Annotated in this window: 20 protein-coding genes; 2 read left to right on the top strand and 18 right to left on the bottom strand. The window is 68.6% G+C overall.

All coding sequences use genetic code 11. The features are described from left to right. Position 1: 1 nt before the first annotated feature. The 11 genes from OCQ_RS19495 to OCQ_RS19445 all read right to left on the bottom strand — a co-directional run bounded on the left by OCQ_RS19495 (position 2) and on the right by OCQ_RS19445 (position 10906). Positions 2 to 538, bottom strand: a complete 537-nt coding sequence (locus OCQ_RS19495; protein WP_179960088.1) for a YceI family protein — start codon at positions 536 to 538, stop codon at positions 2 to 4. Positions 539 to 570: 32 nt separating this feature from the next. Beyond that, the gene (locus OCQ_RS19490; RefSeq protein ID WP_009955114.1) at positions 571 to 984 is read right to left on the bottom strand and encodes a nuclear transport factor 2 family protein; all 414 of its coding nucleotides are present in this window, start codon (positions 982 to 984) and stop codon (positions 571 to 573) included. 11 nt (positions 985 to 995) lie between these two features. Beyond that, on the bottom strand, positions 996 to 2384 hold the full coding sequence (locus OCQ_RS19485; RefSeq protein ID WP_014385571.1) for a phosphotransferase family protein: 1389 nt from the start codon (positions 2382 to 2384) through the stop codon (positions 996 to 998). After that, positions 2381 to 3619 carry an acyl-CoA dehydrogenase family protein gene (locus tag OCQ_RS19480; protein ID WP_009955110.1) on the bottom strand — a complete coding sequence of 413 codons (1239 nt, stop codon included), beginning with the start codon at positions 3617 to 3619 and terminating at the stop codon, positions 2381 to 2383. Before OCQ_RS19480 ends, OCQ_RS19485 begins: the two co-directional genes overlap by 4 nt. A 10-nt stretch (positions 3620 to 3629) precedes the next feature. Further along, positions 3630 to 4253, bottom strand: a complete 624-nt coding sequence (locus OCQ_RS19475; protein ID WP_009955109.1) for a TetR/AcrR family transcriptional regulator — start codon at positions 4251 to 4253, stop codon at positions 3630 to 3632. Then, positions 4253 to 5164, bottom strand: coding sequence for a hydroxymethylglutaryl-CoA lyase (locus tag OCQ_RS19470; RefSeq protein WP_014383092.1), 912 nt, complete (start codon positions 5162 to 5164; stop codon positions 4253 to 4255). Before OCQ_RS19470 ends, OCQ_RS19475 begins: the two co-directional genes overlap by 1 nt. Continuing rightward, positions 5161 to 6366, bottom strand: coding sequence for a CaiB/BaiF CoA transferase family protein (locus OCQ_RS19465; RefSeq protein ID WP_014385570.1), 1206 nt, complete (start codon positions 6364 to 6366; stop codon positions 5161 to 5163). The genes OCQ_RS19470 and OCQ_RS19465 overlap by 4 nt, the downstream gene beginning before the upstream one ends. Further along, positions 6363 to 7559: an alpha/beta hydrolase family protein gene (locus OCQ_RS19460; protein WP_009955106.1), complete on the bottom strand. Its 1197-nt coding sequence runs from the start codon at positions 7557 to 7559 to the stop codon at positions 6363 to 6365. The genes OCQ_RS19465 and OCQ_RS19460 overlap by 4 nt, the downstream gene beginning before the upstream one ends. Before the next feature lie 28 nt (positions 7560 to 7587). Beyond that, positions 7588 to 8682, bottom strand: a complete 1095-nt coding sequence (locus OCQ_RS19455) for a homogentisate 1,2-dioxygenase (RefSeq protein ID WP_009955104.1) — start codon at positions 8680 to 8682, stop codon at positions 7588 to 7590. A gap of 231 nt (positions 8683 to 8913) precedes the next feature. After that, the gene (locus OCQ_RS19450; protein WP_014383089.1) at positions 8914 to 9885 is read right to left on the bottom strand and encodes an NADPH:quinone oxidoreductase family protein; all 972 of its coding nucleotides are present in this window, start codon (positions 9883 to 9885) and stop codon (positions 8914 to 8916) included. 22 nt (positions 9886 to 9907) lie between these two features. Further along, complete coding sequence (locus OCQ_RS19445; protein WP_009955102.1) at positions 9908 to 10906, bottom strand: acrylyl-CoA reductase family protein; 999 nt, start codon at positions 10904 to 10906, stop codon at positions 9908 to 9910. Between the two features lie 22 nt (positions 10907 to 10928). Here OCQ_RS19445 and OCQ_RS19440 point away from each other — a divergent pair, with 22 nt between their 5' ends. After that, entirely contained in the window at positions 10929 to 11786 is an 858-nt protein-coding gene (locus tag OCQ_RS19440; protein WP_009955101.1) for an oxidoreductase, read from the top strand. Here OCQ_RS19440 and OCQ_RS19435 read toward each other — a convergent pair. The 3 genes from OCQ_RS19435 to hisN all read right to left on the bottom strand — a co-directional run bounded on the left by OCQ_RS19435 (position 11779) and on the right by hisN (position 15280). Beyond that, positions 11779 to 12984, bottom strand: a complete 1206-nt coding sequence (locus tag OCQ_RS19435; RefSeq protein ID WP_008259399.1) for an acyl-CoA dehydrogenase family protein — start codon at positions 12982 to 12984, stop codon at positions 11779 to 11781. The two genes, OCQ_RS19440 and OCQ_RS19435, sit on opposite strands and share 8 nt — an antisense overlap. 32 nt (positions 12985 to 13016) lie before the next feature. Continuing rightward, on the bottom strand, positions 13017 to 14414 hold the full coding sequence (locus tag OCQ_RS19430; RefSeq protein ID WP_008259397.1) for an acyl-CoA dehydrogenase family protein: 1398 nt from the start codon (positions 14412 to 14414) through the stop codon (positions 13017 to 13019). Positions 14415 to 14494: 80 nt separating this feature from the next. Next, positions 14495 to 15280: a histidinol-phosphatase gene (gene hisN / locus OCQ_RS19425; protein WP_014380847.1), complete on the bottom strand. Its 786-nt coding sequence runs from the start codon at positions 15278 to 15280 to the stop codon at positions 14495 to 14497. A gap of 33 nt (positions 15281 to 15313) precedes the next feature. Between hisN and OCQ_RS19420 the strand changes: the two genes are divergently transcribed. Next, on the top strand, positions 15314 to 15658 hold the full coding sequence (locus OCQ_RS19420) for a hypothetical protein (protein WP_009955097.1): 345 nt from the start codon (positions 15314 to 15316) through the stop codon (positions 15656 to 15658). 6 nt (positions 15659 to 15664) lie between these two features. Here OCQ_RS19420 and OCQ_RS19415 read toward each other — a convergent pair whose 3' ends face one another. The 4 genes from OCQ_RS19415 to OCQ_RS19400 all read right to left on the bottom strand — a co-directional run bounded on the left by OCQ_RS19415 (position 15665) and on the right by OCQ_RS19400 (position 19845). Beyond that, on the bottom strand, positions 15665 to 16753 hold the full coding sequence (locus tag OCQ_RS19415; protein ID WP_014385567.1) for a PPE family protein: 1089 nt from the start codon (positions 16751 to 16753) through the stop codon (positions 15665 to 15667). Between the two features lie 48 nt (positions 16754 to 16801). Then, positions 16802 to 17977 (bottom strand): PPE family protein, encoded by a 1176-nt coding sequence (locus tag OCQ_RS19410; RefSeq protein ID WP_014380845.1) that lies wholly within the window; start codon positions 17975 to 17977, stop codon positions 16802 to 16804. 447 nt (positions 17978 to 18424) lie between these two features. After that, complete coding sequence (locus tag OCQ_RS19405) at positions 18425 to 19222, bottom strand: slipin family protein (protein WP_014385565.1); 798 nt, start codon at positions 19220 to 19222, stop codon at positions 18425 to 18427. Then, the gene (locus OCQ_RS19400) at positions 19219 to 19845 is read right to left on the bottom strand and encodes a hypothetical protein (protein ID WP_014712156.1); all 627 of its coding nucleotides are present in this window, start codon (positions 19843 to 19845) and stop codon (positions 19219 to 19221) included. The genes OCQ_RS19405 and OCQ_RS19400 overlap by 4 nt, the downstream gene beginning before the upstream one ends.

The following is a 19845-nucleotide window of genomic DNA, read 5'->3' as shown; positions in this document are numbered from 1 at the left end:
CTCATCGCGATTCGCGCACGAAGATCGCTTCCGCCGCCGCGGTCACCGTCGGGCCGATCATGCCGAGCCGGTTCCAACCCAGGTCGAACCGGGCACGATCGAGCGTGGTCTCGCCGGCGACGCGGACCGAGCCGTCGTCGAGTTCGGAGATCGTGACGGGCAGCGGCAGCTCCGCGGTGATGCCCTTGATGGTGAAGTTGGCCCGAACGTCGGCGGCCTTGCCCGTCGTGGGGCGCAGCGCGGTGACGACGACGCCGATCTCGGGAAAGCGGTCCACGTCGAAGAAGTCCGCCGAGCGCAGGTGTTTGTCGCGGCGGCCGATCCCGGTGTCCAGCGAGGCGGCCCGGATGTCGACGCGCCCGAAAACCGCTCCCTTGCCGGTCAGTTGGCCGTCGCCGGTGAAGTCGGTGAAGCGGCCCTTGACGTTGACGAGCCCCCACATGTTGCGGACCTTGAACGTGATGGCCGAGCGATCCAAGACCAGGTTCCACCCGCCGGCGAGGTCGGGATCGTGAAGCAGTGTCTCCAAAGTCGTCATCGTCACCCCCATGTCTGGTGGCGAATCTAGTCTCAATCCAGCAACGGCGCGATCCCGGCGGGGTCGAAATATTCGTCGATGCGCTCGATCCGGCCGTCGGTGCCCACCCGGATCACGATGCACACGCGCAGCGAGATCGATTGCCCCGCATGCCCGGTCGCGTGCAGGACGTGCTGCTGGACGAAGCCCTGAGCGGACCCGTCGTCGAAGAGCTGCCGGTCGAGAATTTCGTAGCGGCGCTGCGTGGTCGCGCCGATGAACCACTCGATGACCCGCATCGCGCGGGCCTTGTCGTCCGTTTTGAGGGGGTCGTGGCGCGAGCCGACGCGCCATACCGCGATGTCGTCGCTCCACATCGCGCCGACCGCCGCGACATCGCCTCGCTCGATCGCCGTGAACAGGCGGTCGGCGGCCTCGATGACCGTTTCTGCGCGGGACGCGGGCATGGCGGTGGCTCCTATTCGCTGTCGTATCCGGGGTGGGCGACGGCGAGCCGGCGCCGTACCAGGGTGCGCAGGCAGGCCGTGACGTCGGCCGCCCGGTCGTCCATCTCGCCGGACCGGATCGCGGCGGCCAGCTGGTCCTCGTCGGCGACACCCAGGCCGGCCAGCGCCGCACGGGATTCGGCCCCGCTGTCGTCGAGTAGTTCGCGCTCGACGATGCGCAGGGCGTTGGCCGCCACCCTGGCGTGAAAGTTGACCTGGCCGTCGGTCGCGGCCCGGACGTCGGTCTCCAGGAATTCGGCCACCGCGGCCACGAGTTCGGCCGCCTGCGGGCGGCCGTACGCACCGCTCACGGGGCCGCCCGGCCCCGATTGCCCGCCTCCTCCTCGCGCCGCCGCGCGGCGCCCATCGTCGGCGGGCGCGAGCAGGTTGAGCAGGTCCCACTCGGTCTCGCAGACGCGGCGCCCGATGGTGGCCAGCTCGACCGAGCGGTGCTGACCGCTCAGATGCCGTTCCGCCTGGAATCGGCAGATGACACCCCAGCGCAGCGTGGCCAGCACCAGCCACCAGTGAAACGCCACCCGGTCGACGGTAGTCGCGCCGGCCTGCTCGTAGGCCCGCAGGAAGCTCTCGATGCTGCCGAGGCCGCCGGCGCCCAGGCTGGCCGGGGCGCCGAATCGCCAGGCCCTAATGCAGAACCACGCCAGGTCTTCGTACGCCTGGCCGACGTGCACCAGTTCCCAATCCAGCACGGCGGCAAGGTCGGATCCGTCGACGATGAGGTTGCCCATCCGGAAGTCGCCGTGCACCAGCACCGCCGGCGTCGGGTCGGGCCGGTTTGCGGCCAGCCAGCGAAACCCCCATTCGAAGGTGGCGGTGGTGTCGCCCATGTCGTCAAGGCGCCGGCGCCATTCGTCGAGCTGGTCCTCGTGGGCCAGGCCCGGGCCGTGTGGGTCGGCGCGGTGAATGGCGGCCGCCGCCTGCGCGCACTGCTGCAGCAATCGGGCGCGGCCGGCGTGCCCGTCACCGGAGTCGAGCCGGCGTTGGATGCGCCGCACGATGGTCTCGCCCTTGATCTCATCGCAGATCAGAAACGGATTACCCAGTGCCGCAGGCGAATCGTCGGCGATCAGGACGTGGGGGACCGGAGCTCCGGCGGCCGCGGCGGCGGCCTGGGACCGGGCCTCGAGTTCCATGCCGGCATGCACGTCGTCGGGCGGACCGGTGCGCAGGATCAGCGAGCGGCGTTGCGCGCCGGTCACGGCCTCGAACGCCCAGGTGGTTCTGCTGGCGCCGCCGGTTAGCGCGCGCAGGTTCTCGACCGCCGTGTCGGTGCCGATGGCCGACGTGAGCACGGCGGCGAGTTTGGCGGTCAGCTCGGCCGACTCGTCATCGTGCATCATTTTCGGCCGAAGTTGAACAGCCGCTGCGCCACCCGGCGAATCTGGATCTCTTCGGCGCCCTCGGTGATCCGGTAACGACGGTGGTGTCGGTAGATGTGCTCGAACGGCTCGTGCCGGCTGTACCCGAGGCCGCCGAAGATCTGCATGGCGCGATCGGCGGCGTCGCAGACCAGGCGATTGGCGCGGTAATTCGCCATCGACACCTTGTCGGAGACCTCCATGTGGTGGTCGCGGTCCAGATGCCAGGCGGCGTATTGGACCAGCAGGCGCACCATCTGTGCTTCGGTCTGCAACTCGGCCAGCGGCCACTGCACCGCCTGGTTGACCGACAGCGGCTTGCCGAACACAGTTCGGCCGCCGGCGTATTCGGCGGCGCGGTCGATGCAGTATTGCGCGGCGCCCAGGCTGCTGGCCGCCTGCCGAATCCTGTTCTCGTGCAGGAAGGTTTGCGCCACCTCCAGGCCGCGATCCACCTCGCCGAGCACCGCGTCCGCGGGCACCCGAACGTCGGTCAGCTCGACCTCGCCGTGGTCGGTGGGCATGTTGAACGTCCACCAGTAGTACGGAACGTCGAACCCCGGCGTATCGGTCGGCACCAGAAACGCGGTGATTCCGCGTGCGCCGCCGGGCTCCCCGGAGGTGCGGGCGAAGACCAGGTCGTGGGTGGCGCGGTGCACGCCGGTGTTGAACCGCTTGGAGCCGTTGATCACCCAGGTGTCGCCGTCACGTTCGGCGTGTGTTTCCAGCCAGGTGGCATCCGAGCCGTGCTTGGGCTCGGTCAGTCCGAACGCCATCGAACGTTCCCCGGTGATCAGCGCTTCCGACCACACCCGGCGTTGCTCGTCGGTGCCGAAGCGCTCCATCATGATCACCTGCGGGAAGTTCCCGACGATCGACGACTCGTTCTGCAGGTCGTTGTGCAGGCCAAGTCCCTTGCGCGCCAGGTGTTCCCGGATGACGGCCATGTCGACGTTGCTGCCGTCGCGGCCGCCGAGCGAGGCCGGCAGGCCGTAGCGCAGCCAGCCCGCCTTGTCGGCGCGCCTGCGCATCTCGGCGAGCAGGTCCTCCCACTCGCGGGTGGGAATGCCGTCGTTGTCCCAATCGGTGCGCGCGTGCTCGCGGCGCTGGTCGAAATACTGGATGTTCTCGCGTTCCAGCGGTTTGATCTCGGTCTCGATGAACTCGTCCATCTCGGCGAGCACACCCGGAAGGTGCTCGGGCAGCGTGAAATCCATGGTTTTCTCCTTATGCGCCGTACAGGGTTCTCTTCCAGATCGTCGACAGCGTGGCGATGGCGTCCTTGTCGCTGATCTTGATGCCCAGGTTGGAGGGACCGACGAACACGGTGGTGAAGTTCTCGAACAGCAGCGCGATGGCCGCCGCGGTGTGTTCGGGGTTCAATTCGGCGCCGTAGCCCTGCTCCTGGGCGCGGCGCACCGAGGCCGCCACGAGATCGATGCCCAATCGCCGGAATTCGTTCTGCACGGCGGCGAACCGGCGCTGGGTGGCGGCCAGCTGGGCCACCGCGATCATGATCCCGATGTTCTGCTTGAACATGTTCCAGTAGCCGGTGACCACCGAGGTGAAAAAGGCGTCGTCGTCGGGGGCGTCGGGCAGGTGAACGCTGGCCCCCGACGGGGTCACCACCTCGTGCAGGAACGATTTCGCCAGCGCCGCCAGCAGGTCTTCCTTGTCGGTGAAGTAGCGGTAGAACACCGCCGGCGATTTCCCGGCGGCCGACGTGATGTCGGCCACCGTGGTGCCGTGAAAGCCCCGTTCGGCGAACAGTTTACGGGCGGCCTGCTCGATGGCCTGCCTGGTTTGGCGGCCTTTGGCGGTCAGCTCGCGGGTTGCCTCCGGGGCGGACATCAATTCTGTATCCGGTCGCCGGCGCGCAGCAGGGAGCTCGGTAAATCGTGGCCCACCAACGACTTCGCCACGGCGGCCGCGGCGATGGCGGCTTGCAGGTCGACGTCGACGTCGACACCGCTGTCGCGCAGCAGATACACCAGGTCCTCGGTGGCGATGTTGCCCGTGGCGCCGGGGGCGAACGGGCAGCCGCCCAGCCCGCCGACCGAGGCGTCCAGCCGGGTCACCCCGGCGGTGACCGCGGCGTAGGCGCTGGCCAGTCCGGAGCCGCGGGTGTTGTGGAAGTGGCCGCCCAGCGGCATGTCCCCGATGACCGGACGCAGTTGCGCGATCAGCGAACTCACGCGGCCCGGGGTGGTGGTGCCGATGGTGTCGGCGATCGACAGCCGGTCGGCGCCGCGCTCGCGTGCGGCCGCGGCGATGTCGAGCACCCGCTGCGGCGGGGTGGGGCCTTCGAACGGCGAATCCCACGCCGTGGCGATGACGACCTCGACGGTAACAGGGACGCCGGTGGGGCCGTCGTGCGCGATCGCGACGATCTCGTCGATTTGGTTGGTCGCCTCCGCGCTAGTGCGCCCGACGTTGGCCTTGCTGAAGGTGTCGTCGGCGGCCACCACGTACTCGATGGAGCGTAGCCCCGCGGCGACGGCCCGCCTGGCCCCGTTGGGGCTGGCGACCAGGGCGGAGAATTCGATGTCGGGGTAGTCGTGCAGGTGGGCGGCGAGCTCGGCGGCGTCGGCCATCGACGGCACCTTCGTCGGGGAGACGAACGCGGTGGCCTCCACCTCGCGGACGCCGGTGGCCGCCACCGCGGCCAGCAGTTCGAGCTTGGCCGACAACGGGATTGGCGCCTCGATCTGCAGGCCATCGCGCAGGGCCACTTCTCGAATCTGGACATGCTGGGTGGTCATAGCACCTCCTGGGCCCGCAGCTCCTCGAGTTCCGCGGCGGTCTTGCCCAGCAACCCGACGTAGACGTCGTCGTTGTGTTCGCCCGGACGCGCCGGGCCGGCGTTGCGCAGCCGGCCCGGAGATTCCGAGAGCACCGGAACGATGCCGGGTCCGAGCACATTGCGCTGCAACCGCTCGTCGTAGTGCTCGACCAGCATGTCGCGGGCCCGCAGCTGCGGGTCGTTGACGACCTCGGCGACCGTGTTGATGGGACCCGCGATCACCCCTGCGGCGGAAAGGGTTTCGATGATCTCGCCCGGCTGGCGTTCGGCCGCCCAGCAGCCGATGATGTTGTCGAGCTCGTCCTGGTTGCGGCCGCGCGCGACGTGCGTGGCGAACCGGTCGTCGGTGGCCAGCTCCGGGCGCCCCATGGCCTTGCACAGCCGGGCGAAGACGGTGTCCTGGTTGGCGGCGATCACCACCCACGAGCCGTCGGCGCTGCGGTAGATGTTGGACGGGGCGATGCCCTCGAGCCGGGTGCCCGACGGTCCGCGCACCACGCCGCCGACGTCGTAGTCGGGGATCGTGGATTCCTGAACGGCCAAACAGGATTCGGTGAGCGCGACGTCGACCACCTGGCCGCGCCCGGTCACGCTGCGGCGGTACAGCGCGGCCAGCGCTCCCTGGGCGCCGAACATGCCCGCGAGGCTGTCGCCGAGCGAGAGCGCCAGCCGGGGCGGTGGGCCGCCCGGGAAACCGTTGAGGTGTCGCAGTCCGCTCGCCGCCTCGGCGACCGACGCGTAACCGGCCTTGGACGCGTCGGGTCCGGTCTGTCCGTAACCGGAGACGCGCACCAGGATGATGCCGGGGTTGCGCTCGGACAGCACGTCGTAGCCCAGGTTCCACTTCTCCAGGGTGCCCGGGCGGAAGTTCTCCACCACGATGTCGGATTTCTCGACGAGCTCGCAGAACAGTTCGCGGCCCTGGGCGTGGCGCAGGTCGAGGGTGATGGCTCGTTTGTTGCGCGCGTGCACCGTCCAGAAGACGTGCTGCCCGTCGACTTCGGCCTGGCCCCAGGTGCGCAACGGGTCCGGGGCCTTGGGAAGTTCCACCTTGATGACGTCGGCGCCCATGTCGCCCAGCAGCCGCCCGGCGAACGGGCCGGCGATCAGGGTGCCCAGTTCGAGCACCCGGACGCCGTCCAGCGGACCTGTGGGAATCACTCGGCGCTCGCGAAGTCGTGCCGGACGAGCCAGTCCGTGACGATGGTGACCGCCGTGCGCAGCGCGTCACGCTGGTCGGGTCCCGCGTAATAGTGTGTGGCGCCGGGGATTTCGTGTATCTCCTTGTCCGGGTGCCCGATCGCTTCGAAAAGCCGGCGGGTGTGGCTGGGTGTGCACGCGTCGTCGGCCAGGTTACCGATCACCAGCGCCGGGATCGCGATATCGGGCCCGCAGGACACCGCGTCGCCGCGGGCGTCGTCGTAACTCCACTGCGAGAGCCAGCCGCGCAACGTGGAGAACCGGGCCAACCCGACGGGGCTCATGTTCACCACTTGAGGATCCCCCAGGTAGCACGTCCCCGGGGCGCGTTCGTTGGGATCGACGGTCGGGTCCAGCCATCGCGGGTCGGCCATGGTGCCGTGCACGACGAACCCGAACTCGTCGTCCGGCCGGCCGGCGGCCCTCAGCTCGGCCAACTTGTCTTTGACCCACGCGGTGATGCGGCGGTTGCGGTCGATCTGCGCCTGCCGGTACCGGGCCAGGAATTCTTGGCTGTAAGGCGGCTGGTTGGGGTTGTCGGGGTTGTACAGGTCAAGCTCGGGATCGCGCTTGGTCGGGTCGGATTCGTCGAGGATCGATGCGTCCAGCCACTCGGTCAGCGTGCCGTGACGGCTGATGTGCGCGGCCAGCAGCATGATGCCGTCGGCGGCGGGCAGGTCGAGTTTGGTCAGGTCCGGGCCGTCACCGGTCGGGCTGGAGGTGATCGTCGGATTCTGCGCCTGCTGCTGGTAGAACACCGACAGCGAACCGCCGCCACTCCATCCGGCCAGCACCACCTTGGAGTACCCCAGCCGTTTCTTGGCGTCCTTGATGCACTCGCCGAGGTCCTCGACCACCTTCTCCATCAGCAGCGCCGAGTCGGTGCCGCGGAAGCGGCTGTTGCAGTAGATGACGTGATGACCGGCGCGGGCCAGGGCATTGATCATCGGCAGGTAGGCGCCACCGCCGATCGGGTGCATGAACACCAGCACGGTGTCCGACGGATTGTCCCTGGGCTTGAGCAGGTAGCTTTCCAGCACGGTGATCTCGGCCAGGCCGCCGTAGACGTCCCGGACACCGGAATTGTTCTGGAAGGCAACGAGATAGGGGATGCGATCGTACTCGTGCTTCTTGGGTTTCACGGCGTGCGTCATTAGCGCCGCTCCTCCTCATCGCGGGTCATCAATGTTGTCCTAGGTCGTGGGCGAGTATTTCCGCCGACGGGGTCAGCCGGCGGCGGGTGTCGATGGCGATCACCTGCCAGTCGACGCGGGAGTATTCGTCGAACTTGCGGCGCGCCCGTTCGCGCGCCTTTTCGGGTGCGCCGTGGTGAACCCCTTGCGGCGCATGCGAAATCAAACCTGGCGGCATCGGGATGCCGTAGAGCGAGCCGCCGTGGAAGAAGGCGATCTCGTCGTAGTCGACGTTGCGGTGATACCACGGTGTGCGCTCGGTGCCCGGGACGCCCTCGGCGGGCTTGGGCAGGAAGTTCATCACGTAGACGCCGGTGGCCTGCATGAACAGGTGCACGGTCGGCGGCAGGTGGACGCTGTCGGAGGTGACCACGTTGTAGTCTGCGATGTTGAACGTGAACGCGAAGTTATCGCCGCGCCAGCCCTCGACGTCGAGCGGATTGTGTTGGTAGAACAGCGTTGTCGGTCCGCCCTCGTGGATCAGCCGGACCTCGTACTCGCCGCCGGACGCGTCGTCGTCGGCGGGGACCGGCTCGGGGATGACGACCTGCGACGGGTCGAAGGGGAAGTGGCGGCCGAGCGCGCCGGGGGGCGGTATCCGAAACTCGTCGCGGGCCTCGATCATCAGCATCGTCGTCGCGGTATCGGGCAGCTGGCGCCAGGTGCACGCCTTCGGGATGTACAGCCAATCGCCCTCCCGATAGCGCAGCGGCCCGAACTCCGTCTCGGCCAGACCGGTGCCTTGGTGGACGAAGCACAGCAGGTCGCCGTCGACGTGACGAGCGAAGAACGGCATCGGCTCATGGCGACGGCTCAACAGAATTCGGCAGTCGTCGTTGCTGAACATCAGCAGCGGCCCGCCACCCGCGTCGGTGGCGTCGCCGGGCTTGAGCTCGCTGGACAGCACGTCGAGGGGGCGCAGCGGGCCGACCGACCGGTAGGCGGTGGGATCGTTGCGCCGGTAGAGGTTGGCGGTGCGACCGGTGAACCCGCCGCGGCCCAGCTCGTCGTCCTTGAGCCCGTCAAGATCCGCATGAAGCCGGCGTGGCGTCTTCCCTTTCCGCAGGTGCACAAAGGATTCCATGGACGGCTCCTCCGATGGGCCAAGCTCGGCGGTCACAAAACTGAAAGTGACATTACTTTTTGTTTTGGTCGGACACAAGGGCCGCAAGAGCGCCAGGCCGTCGTCGTCTCGCGTCAGTCACAGTCGCCACAGGCGTCTCCGGCAGGCCGGACCCGCTCGGTGCCCACCTCCCAGCGACAACTCCGATGGCAACGCGCCCGCTCGCTGGGAGGCGGCCAACAAATACGTCCGTCAACCCCGGACGCGCAGCACGACCTTGCCCTTGGCGGTGCGGTTTTCGAGTGAGGCGACGGCGGCCGCGGCCTCGTCCAGCGGGTAGGTGGCCGGCTCGGGCGGAGCCAGCTCCCCGGAGGTGAGCAGACGTTCGAGGCCGGCCCATTGCTCGGCCAGCGCGCCCGGATGCGTGCCCGCCCACGCGCCCCAGCCCACGCCGACGACGTCAATGTTGTTGAGCAGCAATCGGTTTACCTTGACGGTGGGGATCTCACCGCCGGTGAATCCGACGACCAGCAGTCGTCCGCCGGGGGCGAGCGAGCGCAGGGAATCGGTGAACCGGTCGCCGCCGACCGGGTCGACGACGATGTCGACGCCACGGCCGTGGGTCAGCTCCTTGACCGCGTCCTTGAACCCGTCAGCCAGCACCACGTCCGTCGCGCCGGCGGCCGTGGCGATGTCGGCCTTGTCCTGCGTGCTGACGACGGCGATGGTGCGCGAGGCGCCCAGCGCCGGCGCCAACCGCAGCGCCGAGGTGCCGATGCCGCCGGCCGCGCCGTGGACCAGCACCGTCTCGCCGCGCTGCAACCGGCCCCGCACGGTGAGCGCGAAGTACACCGTCAGGTCGTTGAACAGCAGGCCGGCGCCGGCCTCGAAGCTCACGTTGTCGGGCAGCTTGAACACCCGGTCCGGGGCCAAGATTGCGACCTCGGCCATGCCGCCGGACAGCATCGTGAGGCCGACGACCCGGTCGCCGGGACCCACGTGCGCGCCCTCGGGCGCCGACCGGACCACGCCGGCGATTTCGGCGCCCAGCACAAAGGGCAATTGCGGGCGGTACTGGTACAGGCCGCGGGTGAGCAGGGCGTCCGGGAACGCCACCCCGGCGGCGTGCACGTCGACGACGACCCCGTCACCAGTCGGTTCGTCGATGTCGGCCAACTCGACCGAGTCTGGACCATCGAGCCGAGTCACCCGTACCGCGCGCATGCCAGCAGAGCCTACTGCCGCCTCAAAAACCGCCCGCGACCCGCACCACGGCCCGGCCGGAGAACTTGCCGGCGCGCACCTGATCGATCACGCCGACGACGTCCTTCACGTCGACGTCGCTGACCAGCGAGTCCAAGTGACGCGGCCGCAACGAATCACCCAGCCGGGCCCACAGCGCGCGCCGCGGCCCGATCGGCATCAGCACCGAGTCCATGCCCAGCAGCGCCACACCGCGCAGGATGAACGGCATGACCGTGGTGTGCAGGGCGGGACCGCCGGTGAGACCGCTGGCCGCCACCGCGCCGCCGTAGTCGATGGTGCTGAGCACGTCGGCGAGCGTCGCCCCGCCCACGCAATCCACCCCGCCCGCCCAGCGGGCCTTGCCGAGCGGTCGCGGTTTGGCGTCGGGATCGGCGGGCAGGCGACCGATAACCTCCGCGGCACCAAGGGTTTTCAGCCGCTCGGCGGCGTCGGCCTTGCCGGTCGAGGCGACGACCCGGTACCCGGCGGCCGCCAGCAGGTCCACGCTGACCGAGCCGACTCCGCCGGTCGCGCCGGTGACGACGATGTCGCCGGCGTCGGGTGCGATGCCCCAGTCGATCAGCGCCTGCACGCTCATCGCCGCGGTGAAGCCCGCGGTTCCGATCGCCGCGCCCTCGTGGGGGCTCAACGCGCCGAGCGCCACCACCTGGTCGGCCGGCAACCGCGCGTATTCGGCGTAGCCGCCGTGGTGGCCGGTGCCGATCGCATAGCCGTGGGCCAGCACCGCGTCGCCGACGGCGAAGTCCGGTGAGGTGGACTCCACGACCTCGCCGGTCAGGTCGATGCCGGGCACCACCGGATAGTTGCGCACCACGCCGCCGCCGGGCGTCAGCGCCAGCGCGTCTTTGTAGTTGACGCTCGAATACAGGACCCGGATCGTCACGTCCCCGGGCGGTAGGTCGTCGGGACGAAGCGTCTCGACCGACGCGGTTATCCGGTCACCATCTTGGCGCGCGACGAGCGCGTGAAACGTGTCCATGCTTCGACGCTAACCTCACCGTATGGATCCCTTTCCACTCGGTGGGTTTTCGGTCAACCGCGTGGGCTTCGGCGCCATGCAACTGCCCGGTCCGAACGCGTTCGGCCCGCCGCGCGACCGCGACGAGGCGTTGGCCGTACTGCGGCGCGCGGTCGAACTCGGCGTCGACCACATCGACACCGCCCAGATCTATGGGCCCGACGTTGCCAACGAGTTGATCCGCGAGGCGCTGCATCCCTATCCGCCAAACCTGGCGCTGGTCAGCAAGGTCGGCGGGCGCCGCGACGGCGACGGGGCCTGGCTGCCGGCCGGCGAGCCGGCCGAGCTGCGCCGCGACATCGAGACGAACCTGCGCACTCTCGGCGTCGAGCGGCTCGCCGTGGTCAACCTGCGGGTGTTCGACAGCTCGGCTCCCGATCAGCTGTTCGACGACCAGCTCTCGGCCATGATCTCCGCGCGCGACGCCGGGCTGATCGGCGCAATCGGACTGAGCAACGTCAGCCGCGAGCAGCTGGCCCATGCGTGCGAGCGCACCGAAATCGCCTGTGTGCAAAACGCATTCAATCTCATTCACCGCGAGTCGGCCGCGGTGCTCGGCGAGTGCACGACGCGGGGGATTGCGTTCGTCCCCTTCTTCCCGCTGGGCGCGGCGTTCATGCGTCCCAACCCCGTGCTCGGCCATCAGCTGGTCCAGGGGATCGCGCAGCGCCTCGGCCGCACCCCGGCCCAGGTCGCGCTGGCGTGGACGCTCGGCGTGGCGCCCAACGTGCTGCTGATCCCCGGCACCTCGTCGCTGCGGCACCTGGAGGAGAACGTCGACGTCGCCTCGATCGAACTGGACGACGACGACCGCGAGCGGCTGAACGCGGTCGCTACCTGAGCTCGGCCGAGGACAGGCCCAGCAGTCGGCGCGCGACGACCAGCTGCTGGATCTGTTGGGTGCCCTCGAAGATGTCCAGGATCTTCGAGTCGCGCGCCCACTTCTCCAGCAGGGTCTGTTCGGAATACCCTGCGGTGCCGGCCAATTCGACGGACTTGAGGGTGACGTCGGTGACCATCCGGCCGGCCTTGGCCTTGCTCATCGACGCCTCTTTGGAGTTGGGGATCTTGTTGTCGGCCTGCCAGGCCGCCCGCAACGAGAGCAGGTAGCTGGCCTCCCAGTCGGCTTCCATTCGCAAGAACTCGGCGGCCGCCGCGCTCTGAACGTGCGCCGGTCGGTCGTAAGAGATCTCCACGCCGGCCTCGGTCAGGATCTTGCGGATCTCCTCGAGCGCCGCGCGCCCCACGCCGACGGCCATGGCGGCGACGATGGGCCGGGTGTTGTCGAAGGTCTCCATGACACCGGAAAAGCCCTTGCCGACCTCGATTTCGGGGTTGCCGAGCAGGTTTTCCTTCGGGATGCGGACATTGTCGAACCGGATGGCGGCGGTATCGGAACCCTTGATGCCCAGCTTGTGCTCGAGCCGCTCGACCGTGACCCCGGGGTGCTCGCGCGGCACGACGAACGACTTGATCGCCGCGCGGCCCTGCGACTTGTCCAGGGTGGCCCACACCACGATGTGCGTGGCGCGCGACCCGGCGGTGACGAAGATCTTCTCGCCGTTGATCACGTACTCGTCGCCGTCCAGGGTGGCGGTCGTCGCGACCGCCGCCGAGTCCGACCCGAAGCCGGGTTCGGTGATCGCCATCGCCGCCCACACCTTGCCGAGGCGTTGTAGCTGCTCGTCGTTCGCGACGGCGGAGATGGCGGCGTTGCCCAGCCCCTGGTAGGGGACCGACAGCATCATCGCGAGGTCGCCCCAGCTGGCTTCCAGCGTCTGGAGCAGCGCGGCCATGTTGGCGCCGTTGTGGTTTTTGTCGCGCTCTTCGTCCTCGCCGCCGAGCGCGTTCGCTCCGGCGAATTCGAATGACTCCGAAGCGCCTTCGAAGAGGCTGAACAGGGTGTCGAGCTCGACCGGGTACGCGTGCTCCTTGAGGTCGTACTTGCGGGCGATCGGCCGCATCAACTCAGCGGCGCCCTGATGCGTCTTGGTCGTGACCGCTTGCATCTTGCGGGGCAGTTCCAGATTGATTGCCATGATTGAACTTTCAGCTCGAATGAGTTAACGACTTAGATGACGACGACACCCTCGGCGACGCCGATGGCCCGCAGGTCGCGGTACCACCGCTCGACTGGGTGCTCCTTGGTGTAGCCGTGGCCGCCGAGCAGCTGAACGCCGTCCAGTCCGATCTGCATGCCCTTGTCGGCGCCGAGCCGCTTGGCCAGCGCCGCTTCGCGGATGAAGGGCAGGCCCTGCTCGGCACGCGCCGCGCCGCGCCAGGTGATCAGCCGCAGCCCGTCCAATTCGATGGCGATGTTGGCGCACATGAAGGCCACCGCCTGGCGGTGGGCGATCGGCTCACCGAAGGCCTCGCGTTCCTTCACGTAGGGGACGACGTAGTCGAGCACCGCGTGCGACGTGCCGACCGTCAGCGCCGCCCAGCCCAGCCGGGACAGCGCGATGGCCTCGGAGTAATCCTGATCCGAGGCGTCGTCCTCGCCGAGGCGCGCGCCCAGCGGCACCGACACCCCGGAGAGCTCGACGTGGCCCAGGGCCGCCGCGCGCAGCCCCATGCTCGGATCGGCCTTTACCGTCAGGCCTTTCGCCGACGACTCGACGATGAACAAGGCCGGCTTGCCGTCGAGTTGGGCGCCGACGATGAAAAGCTCGGCGTCGGCCGCGGCCGGCACCAATGACTTCACGCCGTCGAGGCGGTAGCCACTCGGGGTGCGCACCGCGGTCGTCTTGAGCCGGGTGGGGTCGAAGAGCGGTTGCGGCTCGGCGATGGCCACGCAGGCCTGCGGCACGTTCTCGCCGGCGAATTCCGGTAGGTAGGTCGCCTGCTGATCGGCGCTGCCCCAATGGGTCAGCGCGGAGGCGACGCCGCCCGGGGCGAGCAGCGGCAACGCCAAGCCCATGTCGCCGTAGGCGAGTGCCTCGGCGACCAGCACGTTGGTCACGCTGGAGCGGTGCGCGGCGATGCCGTCGAAATCCTCGGGAATGTTGATCGCCGTGATGCCCAGCTCGGCGGCCTTGGCGATCAGGTCTTGCGGGTAGGTGGCCGCCTCGTCGGCGTCGTGCGCCGCGGGGCGCAGCACTTCCTCGGCGAATTCGTCGAGGGTCTCGACGATCATCTTCTGCTCGTCGTCGGGCGTCAGGTCGAAATAGTCCTTGCCGCTGGACTTGAGCCGGGTCGGCCCGGTGCGCAGATTCTGGACCCGCTTGAACTGCCGAGAAGTCGTGGCGGCCGTAGAGAAAATCGTCTTGGTGCCGTAGCGCAGGGCGCGGTTGAGCGGGTCGCGCAGCTGGTATTTGTCCAGGAACTCCTGGCCGACGAGCGGGGTGATGAGCGCGATGGCGATGTCGACGCCGGTGCGTTTGTGCGGTTGCAGCCCGACCGCGGACTTATGGTCGCGCCGTTTGACGCGCGAGCGGGCGGTTGTTTTTGGTGAACCGGTATCGGTCATGGGTCAGCGGCCTCAGGTTGATGGGCAAGCGGATACAGCCGATCTTACTCCGGAGTAAGATCACAGAGAACACTTGTTAACTAATTCACAGTGAGGCTGCCGAGCACCTGCCCCTGCAGCAGGCCGTTGGTGGCCACGGCGCTGCCATGATGCGGTCCCGCGGTGCCGTCGAGCGCCGTCAGCGTCCCGCCCGCTTCGCGCACCAGGATGTCCAGCGCGGCCAGATCCCATACCGACACTTCCGGCTCGGCGGCGATGTCGACCGCCCCCTCGGCCACCAGGCAATAGGACAGGAAGTCGCCGAACGCGCGCACCCGCCACACGGCATCGGTCAGCGCGATGAAGCGGTCCCGCACGCCCAGCTGCGCCCACCCGGAAAGACTGGAGAACGACAGACTGGCCGAATTCAGTTGCGCCACTGAGGAAACCGATATCCGGCGGGGTGGTGTGCCGTTGAAGGCGACGAACGCGCCGTGGCCGTCCGCGGCCCACCACCGGCGCTGCAACGCCGGGGCGCTCACCACGCCGACGACGGGGACGCCGTCGTGCAGCAACGCGATCAAGCTGGCCCAGACCGGCACCCCGCGGACGAAGTTCTTGGTCCCGTCGATCGGGTCGATGATCCACTGCCGCCCGGTGAAGGTCGTGTCTCCGCCGAATTCTTCGCCGACGATGCTGTCCTTCGGGCGTTCGCGCGCGAGCGCCTCCCGCAGCTCGGTTTCGACCGCGCGGTCGGCATCGGTCACCGGCGTCAGATCCGGTTTGGTGTCAACGCGCAGGTCCAGCGAACCGAATCGGGAGGACGTCAACGAGTCTGCGCGGTCGGCAAGCGTCAGTGCCAGCGCCAGATCCTCGGTGCGACTCATGACGCAGTCTTATCACGGCCCTACGATGGCGGGGTGTGGGAATTCGGACTGCTGATCCTCCTGATCGCGGTGCTGGCGGTATTCCTGGTCCAGCGGTTCGTCCCGCGCGGTCCCCGCGGTGAGCTGCTGAGTGGCACGCTGCTGGTGACCGGGGTCAGCCCGCGTCCCGATGCCACCGGCGAGCAATTCGTCACCATCGCCGGAGTGATCAACGGCCCCTCGGTCAACGAACATGCGGTGTATCAGCGCATGGCCGTCGACGTGGATCAGTGGCCGACCATCGGTCAACTGTTCCCGGTGCTGTATTCGCCCAAGAATCCGGACAACTGGAGAATCGCCCCGCCGACTCCGCCCGCACCGCAGGAGCCGCAGTCCTAGGGCGCGTCAGCCGGCCGCGGGCGGGCGCGTCATGACCGTGATGCGAACGCCGTAGCGGGGCACCACAAGCGGTGCCCGCCGAACCGTCCCTCCGGGTATGCCGGGGACGCCGGCGGCGGCGGGCCCGGTGCGGGCGAGCGCCTCGGTCGCCGGCAGCCCGGACAACCCGCCGCCGGGCAACGCCGGGACGGGGTCACCCGCCGCGGCGGCCCAACCCGCGGGCACCGACATCGGGCCGATTCGGCCGGCGCGGGCCAGCACCGCATTGACGTTCCCCAGACCGGACGCGGCGCCGCTCAGCGCGGGCGCCTTCGGGAGCGCGGCCGGGACCGCCGCGAGGTTCGGCAAAATGCCCAAGTTCTTGTCCGCCTGGATGATTCCCGCGTTGAACCCCTCCGCCGTGAAGATTGATCGGAACGCGACCTGGGCGCCCTGGATGGTGTCCAGGATTCGCGCGAATCCGTCCCTTCTGGAAAACGCGAACAGCTGCGAACCCGGGCCCGCATTCGAGTTCGCGGCATTGGCGGTAGCTTGCGTAACGGCGTCCTGCTGCGCTGTCACCCCATCCTGAGTGGTCGCTTCGCGCGGGGCAGAGAACGGCGAAAACTGCACCGTTGCAGCAGAACTGGCGGAATAGCTGTACATCGCGGAGGCGTCCTGGGCCCAGTATTCGGCGTACTGGGCCTCGTTCGCCGCGATCGCGGCGGTGTTCTGCCCGAAGAAGTTCGTTGCCACCAGCGTCGCCAATTGGGTGCGGTTGGCCGCGACCGCGGGCGGGGGCACGGTCATGGCGCGCCCCAGCTCGTAGGCTGCCGCCGCCGCCCGAGCTTGGATGCCCGTCTGCTGTGCGCGCTCGGCCGTCGCGTGCAGCCATCCCACGTAAGGGGCGGCGCTGGCCGCCATCGCCTGGGAGGCGGGCCCGTACCAGGACAGGCCCGTCAGGCCGGACAGCACCGATTCGTACACGGCGGCCGTGATGCTCAACTCGGCCGCCAGTGAGTCCCAGCTTCCCGCGGCGGCCAACAACGACCCCGAGCCGGGGCCCGCGTACATGCGGCCAGAGTTCACCTCTGGAGGTAGAAACCCGAAATCCATTGTCTTACAGCGCTATCAGCTGCGTACAGCGGCCCTGTTGGCGGTGCGTCACCCGGCGGCCGGAGGGCGTGGCATCACCGTGAGCCGCACGCCGTAGCGGGGCGGGACACCCGCTCCGACGGATCGCGAGGCGCCGCCGCCCGGCATGCCGGGGTAGCCGGGGTAACCGGACGCTACCGGCTCCTCGGTTCCCGGCAGCGTGGTGAAACCGGCCGGCTCCAACGGCGAGATATGGGTGCTCGTGGGCGCGGCCCAGCTTGCGGGCACGGACATCGGCCCGATCGATCCGGCGTGCGAGAGGGTTGCGGTGACGTTGCCCAGGCCTGCGCCGAGACCCCCGCCGAGACTCGTTGTGGTGCTGCTGAGTGCGGGCGCCGCGAGAGCAGGGGCGGCGGCCAAGGGCTTAGCGAGAATACCCAAATTGTTCTCGGCCCCGATGATGCCGGATACGAACTGCTCCATGTTGTAGGGAGCGCTGAAGCCGACGCCGGTGCCCTGAATGGCGTCGAGGGCCGCAAAGAAGGGTTTGCCGCCGGCCGCCGCTGTCGTATCCGACAAGTCATAGATGTCGCCGTAGTAGTTGTAGGTGTCGCCCGTTTGCTGCGTGGATAACGGTGAATAACTCTGCGTGACGGCCTTGTTGGCGGCGGCGTTGCTGTTGGCCGCGGTCACGGCGGCCTTCTGGGCGCTCACCCCGGACTCGTTGGTGGAGTTGGTCGCGGGCGCAAACCGCGGCAACTGGGTCGCGGCCGCCGAGGACACGGAGTAGGCGGACATGGCGGCGGCGTCCTGGGCCCAATAGTCGGCGTACTGCGCCTCGGTGTCCGCGATGGCCGCGGTGTTCTGGCCGACGATGTTCGACGCCACCAGCGCCGCCAGCAGGGTGCGGTTGGCGGTGATCACGGGCGGGGGCACCGTCATCGCATACGCCTGCTCATAGGCCGCCGCGGCCGTCCGGGCCTGCATGGCCGTCTGCCTGGTCTGCTCGGCGGTCACCTGCAGCCACTCGGCGTAGCGGATGGCGGCGAACGCCATCGCCTGCGCTGCGGGACCGCGCCATTGCAGGTCCAGGCCCGAGAGCGCCGATTCGTAGCCCTCGGCGGCCGAACTCAGCTCGGCCGACAGCGCGTCCCAGCTTCCCGCCGCGGCCAACAGCGAGCCCATGCCGGGGCCCGTATACATCCGGGCGGAGTTGATTTCTGGTGGAACAAAAGCCCAATCCATTGTGGATACATCCCCTCGAAGTGCGGTCTGCGGACAGACGCCACTGGCGCCGGCGCTTGCCGCAACGGCGTTGATCAAAGTTGGTGGGGCCGATCCCAGGCCGGCATGACAAGCCGGCAAAGCTCACCCCCGCGTCGGGGGACGGGACGGCCGGGCGCGATCGCTCCGCGCCTGCCTAGCGGGCAGCGCGGTACTTATCGAGTTGGCGGACCGTGCGCACAGGGCATCGCGGGAGACCTTCGGTTTTTGGGCCCTTCAAAGGTCGCAGGTGCGGCCGACGTGTGCGGGGTTTTGTGTATTTCACGGCGCCGACCAGGCAGAATTAAGACTACGTTTGCCCATCGTTCATCTTCTGTTCACCGAAGCGGCCTCTAGATCTACGCGTGTCGAATATTGAAAGTAATTGACGCGCTTGATATTTGGGCTAACCCCGGCGTCGGCCCGCCGTCAACCGCGATGGTTGAAGCTGTCGACCACACCCCGTAGCATCTCGGGATTTCGGAGGAACGGCGTGATGATGTCGACCGGCAACGGGAAGACGACGGTCGAGTTCTGATCGGCTCCCAGCTCCAGCAGCGTCTGCAGGTAACGCAACTGCAGTGAGGCCGGGCTCTTCGACAGGGTCTCGGCGGCCTCGCGCAGCTCCTCCGAGGCCTGCAACTCGCCGCGGGCGTTGATGACCTTGGCGCGGCGCTCGCGTTCGGCCTCGGCCTCACGCGCCATCGCTCGCTGCATCGACTCGGGGATCTCGACGTCTTTGATCTCCACGACACGGACCTGGACGCCCCAGGGTTCGGTCTGCTTCTCGATGATCGTGCGCAGGTCGCTGTTGAGGTCCTCGCGGTGCGCGAGCAGCGTGTCCAGGTCCGCCCGGCCCAGCAGCGAACGCAGGGTGGTCTGGGCGATCTGCGAGGTCGCGACCGCGTAATTCTCCACCGCCAGAATCGCTTTCAGCGCATCGGTCACCTGGAACATCACGACGGCGTTGACGCGGGCCGGCACGTTGTCGCGGGTGATCACCTCCTGCGGCGGAATGGTCAGCGTGACCAGGCGCTGGTCGACGCGAATCATCTTGTCCAGAAGCGGAATGAGGAGCCGCAGCCCCGGGGCGTACAGCGGACGTACATGCCCCATCCGGAACACCACCCCGCGTTCGTACTCGCGCAGCACCACCAGCGACCACGTCGCGAGCACCACAAGCACAACGATTCCGGCGGCGATGAGGCCGATCACCAGCGTGGTCATGTCGTGTTGTCCTCCTTGGGCTTCCAGCCGCCCCAGCGCGTGGAGTAGCGGTCGATCGCCGCCGCCACCTGATCCTCGATCGCGGTGCGGTGCGGCAGGTGTTCAGGCGCGTTCGACGGAGTGTTCCACAGGTGGCGGACGAGCGGCGCTCCGAGCAGTGCGACCAGCAGCACGGTCGCCATCAGGACCAGCGCGTCCGCGGCCGAGTGGTTGGCGATCAAGGTGGCCAGCGGCAACACGATGCCCAATGCCGCCACGCAGCAGGCGATTCCGCGGTGAAACCGGCCGGCGTCCGAATGCGGCCACGGGTCGATCTCGCGGCTGATCTCGCGACCGTGCTCCGATGTGGTGCAGTCGGATTTGACGGGGCAGCTGTTGCAGACCACCGGCAGCGCGCGGTACCGCATGACCCGGTGCTTGGGATCGAACGACGTCGGCCACAGCCAGTGGTCCTGCGGACATATCCAGGCGTCATGGTCGGGCCGGTAGGTGAATTGGCCTGTGCGCCAGCGCGCCGCGTGCGCCGACGCCCGTCGGGCCATGACGTCGAAACTCCACCCGACGGCCAGCAGGGCCAGGGAGTACCCCGCGATCAACCACACCGAGGTCGCCGGCGCGGTCAC

It is taken from the genome of Mycobacterium paraintracellulare (assembly GCF_000276825.1).
Taxonomy (GTDB): domain Bacteria; phylum Actinomycetota; class Actinomycetes; order Mycobacteriales; family Mycobacteriaceae; genus Mycobacterium; species Mycobacterium intracellulare.
Note: the sequence above shows the minus strand (reverse complement) of the source record. Positions and strands in the feature narration are given on the sequence as shown.

Coding starts and splice junctions, on each gene's coding strand:
- OCQ_RS19435 (WP_008259399.1), bottom strand. CDS start 12,984: ATGGCAATCAATCTGGAACTGCCCCGCAAGATGCAAGCGGTCACGACC.
- OCQ_RS19405 (WP_014385565.1), bottom strand. CDS start 19,222: ATGACCACGCTGGTGATCGGCCTCATCGCCGCCGGAATCGTTGTGCTT.
- OCQ_RS19475 (WP_009955109.1), bottom strand. CDS start 4,253: ATGTCCGCCCCGGAGGCAACCCGCGAGCTGACCGCCAAAGGCCGCCAA.
- OCQ_RS19455 (WP_009955104.1), bottom strand. CDS start 8,682: ATGGAATCCTTTGTGCACCTGCGGAAAGGGAAGACGCCACGCCGGCTT.
- hisN (WP_014380847.1), bottom strand. CDS start 15,280: ATGAGTCGCACCGAGGATCTGGCGCTGGCACTGACGCTTGCCGACCGC.
- OCQ_RS19440 (WP_009955101.1), top strand. CDS start 10,929: ATGGATCCCTTTCCACTCGGTGGGTTTTCGGTCAACCGCGTGGGCTTC.
- OCQ_RS19495 (WP_179960088.1), bottom strand. CDS start 538: ATGACGACTTTGGAGACACTGCTTCACGATCCCGACCTCGCCGGCGGG.
- OCQ_RS19415 (WP_014385567.1), bottom strand. CDS start 16,753: ATGGATTTCGGGTTTCTACCTCCAGAGGTGAACTCTGGCCGCATGTAC.
- OCQ_RS19460 (WP_009955106.1), bottom strand. CDS start 7,559: ATGACGCACGCCGTGAAACCCAAGAAGCACGAGTACGATCGCATCCCC.
- OCQ_RS19445 (WP_009955102.1), bottom strand. CDS start 10,906: ATGGACACGTTTCACGCGCTCGTCGCGCGCCAAGATGGTGACCGGATA.
- OCQ_RS19410 (WP_014380845.1), bottom strand. CDS start 17,977: ATGGATTGGGCTTTTGTTCCACCAGAAATCAACTCCGCCCGGATGTAT.
- OCQ_RS19470 (WP_014383092.1), bottom strand. CDS start 5,164: ATGACCACCCAGCATGTCCAGATTCGAGAAGTGGCCCTGCGCGATGGC.
- OCQ_RS19480 (WP_009955110.1), bottom strand. CDS start 3,619: ATGGATTTCACGCTGCCCGAGCACCTTCCGGGTGTGCTCGCCGAGATG.
- OCQ_RS19485 (WP_014385571.1), bottom strand. CDS start 2,384: ATGATGCACGATGACGAGTCGGCCGAGCTGACCGCCAAACTCGCCGCC.
- OCQ_RS19450 (WP_014383089.1), bottom strand. CDS start 9,885: ATGCGCGCGGTACGGGTGACTCGGCTCGATGGTCCAGACTCGGTCGAG.
- OCQ_RS19430 (WP_008259397.1), bottom strand. CDS start 14,414: ATGACCGATACCGGTTCACCAAAAACAACCGCCCGCTCGCGCGTCAAA.
- OCQ_RS19490 (WP_009955114.1), bottom strand. CDS start 984: ATGCCCGCGTCCCGCGCAGAAACGGTCATCGAGGCCGCCGACCGCCTG.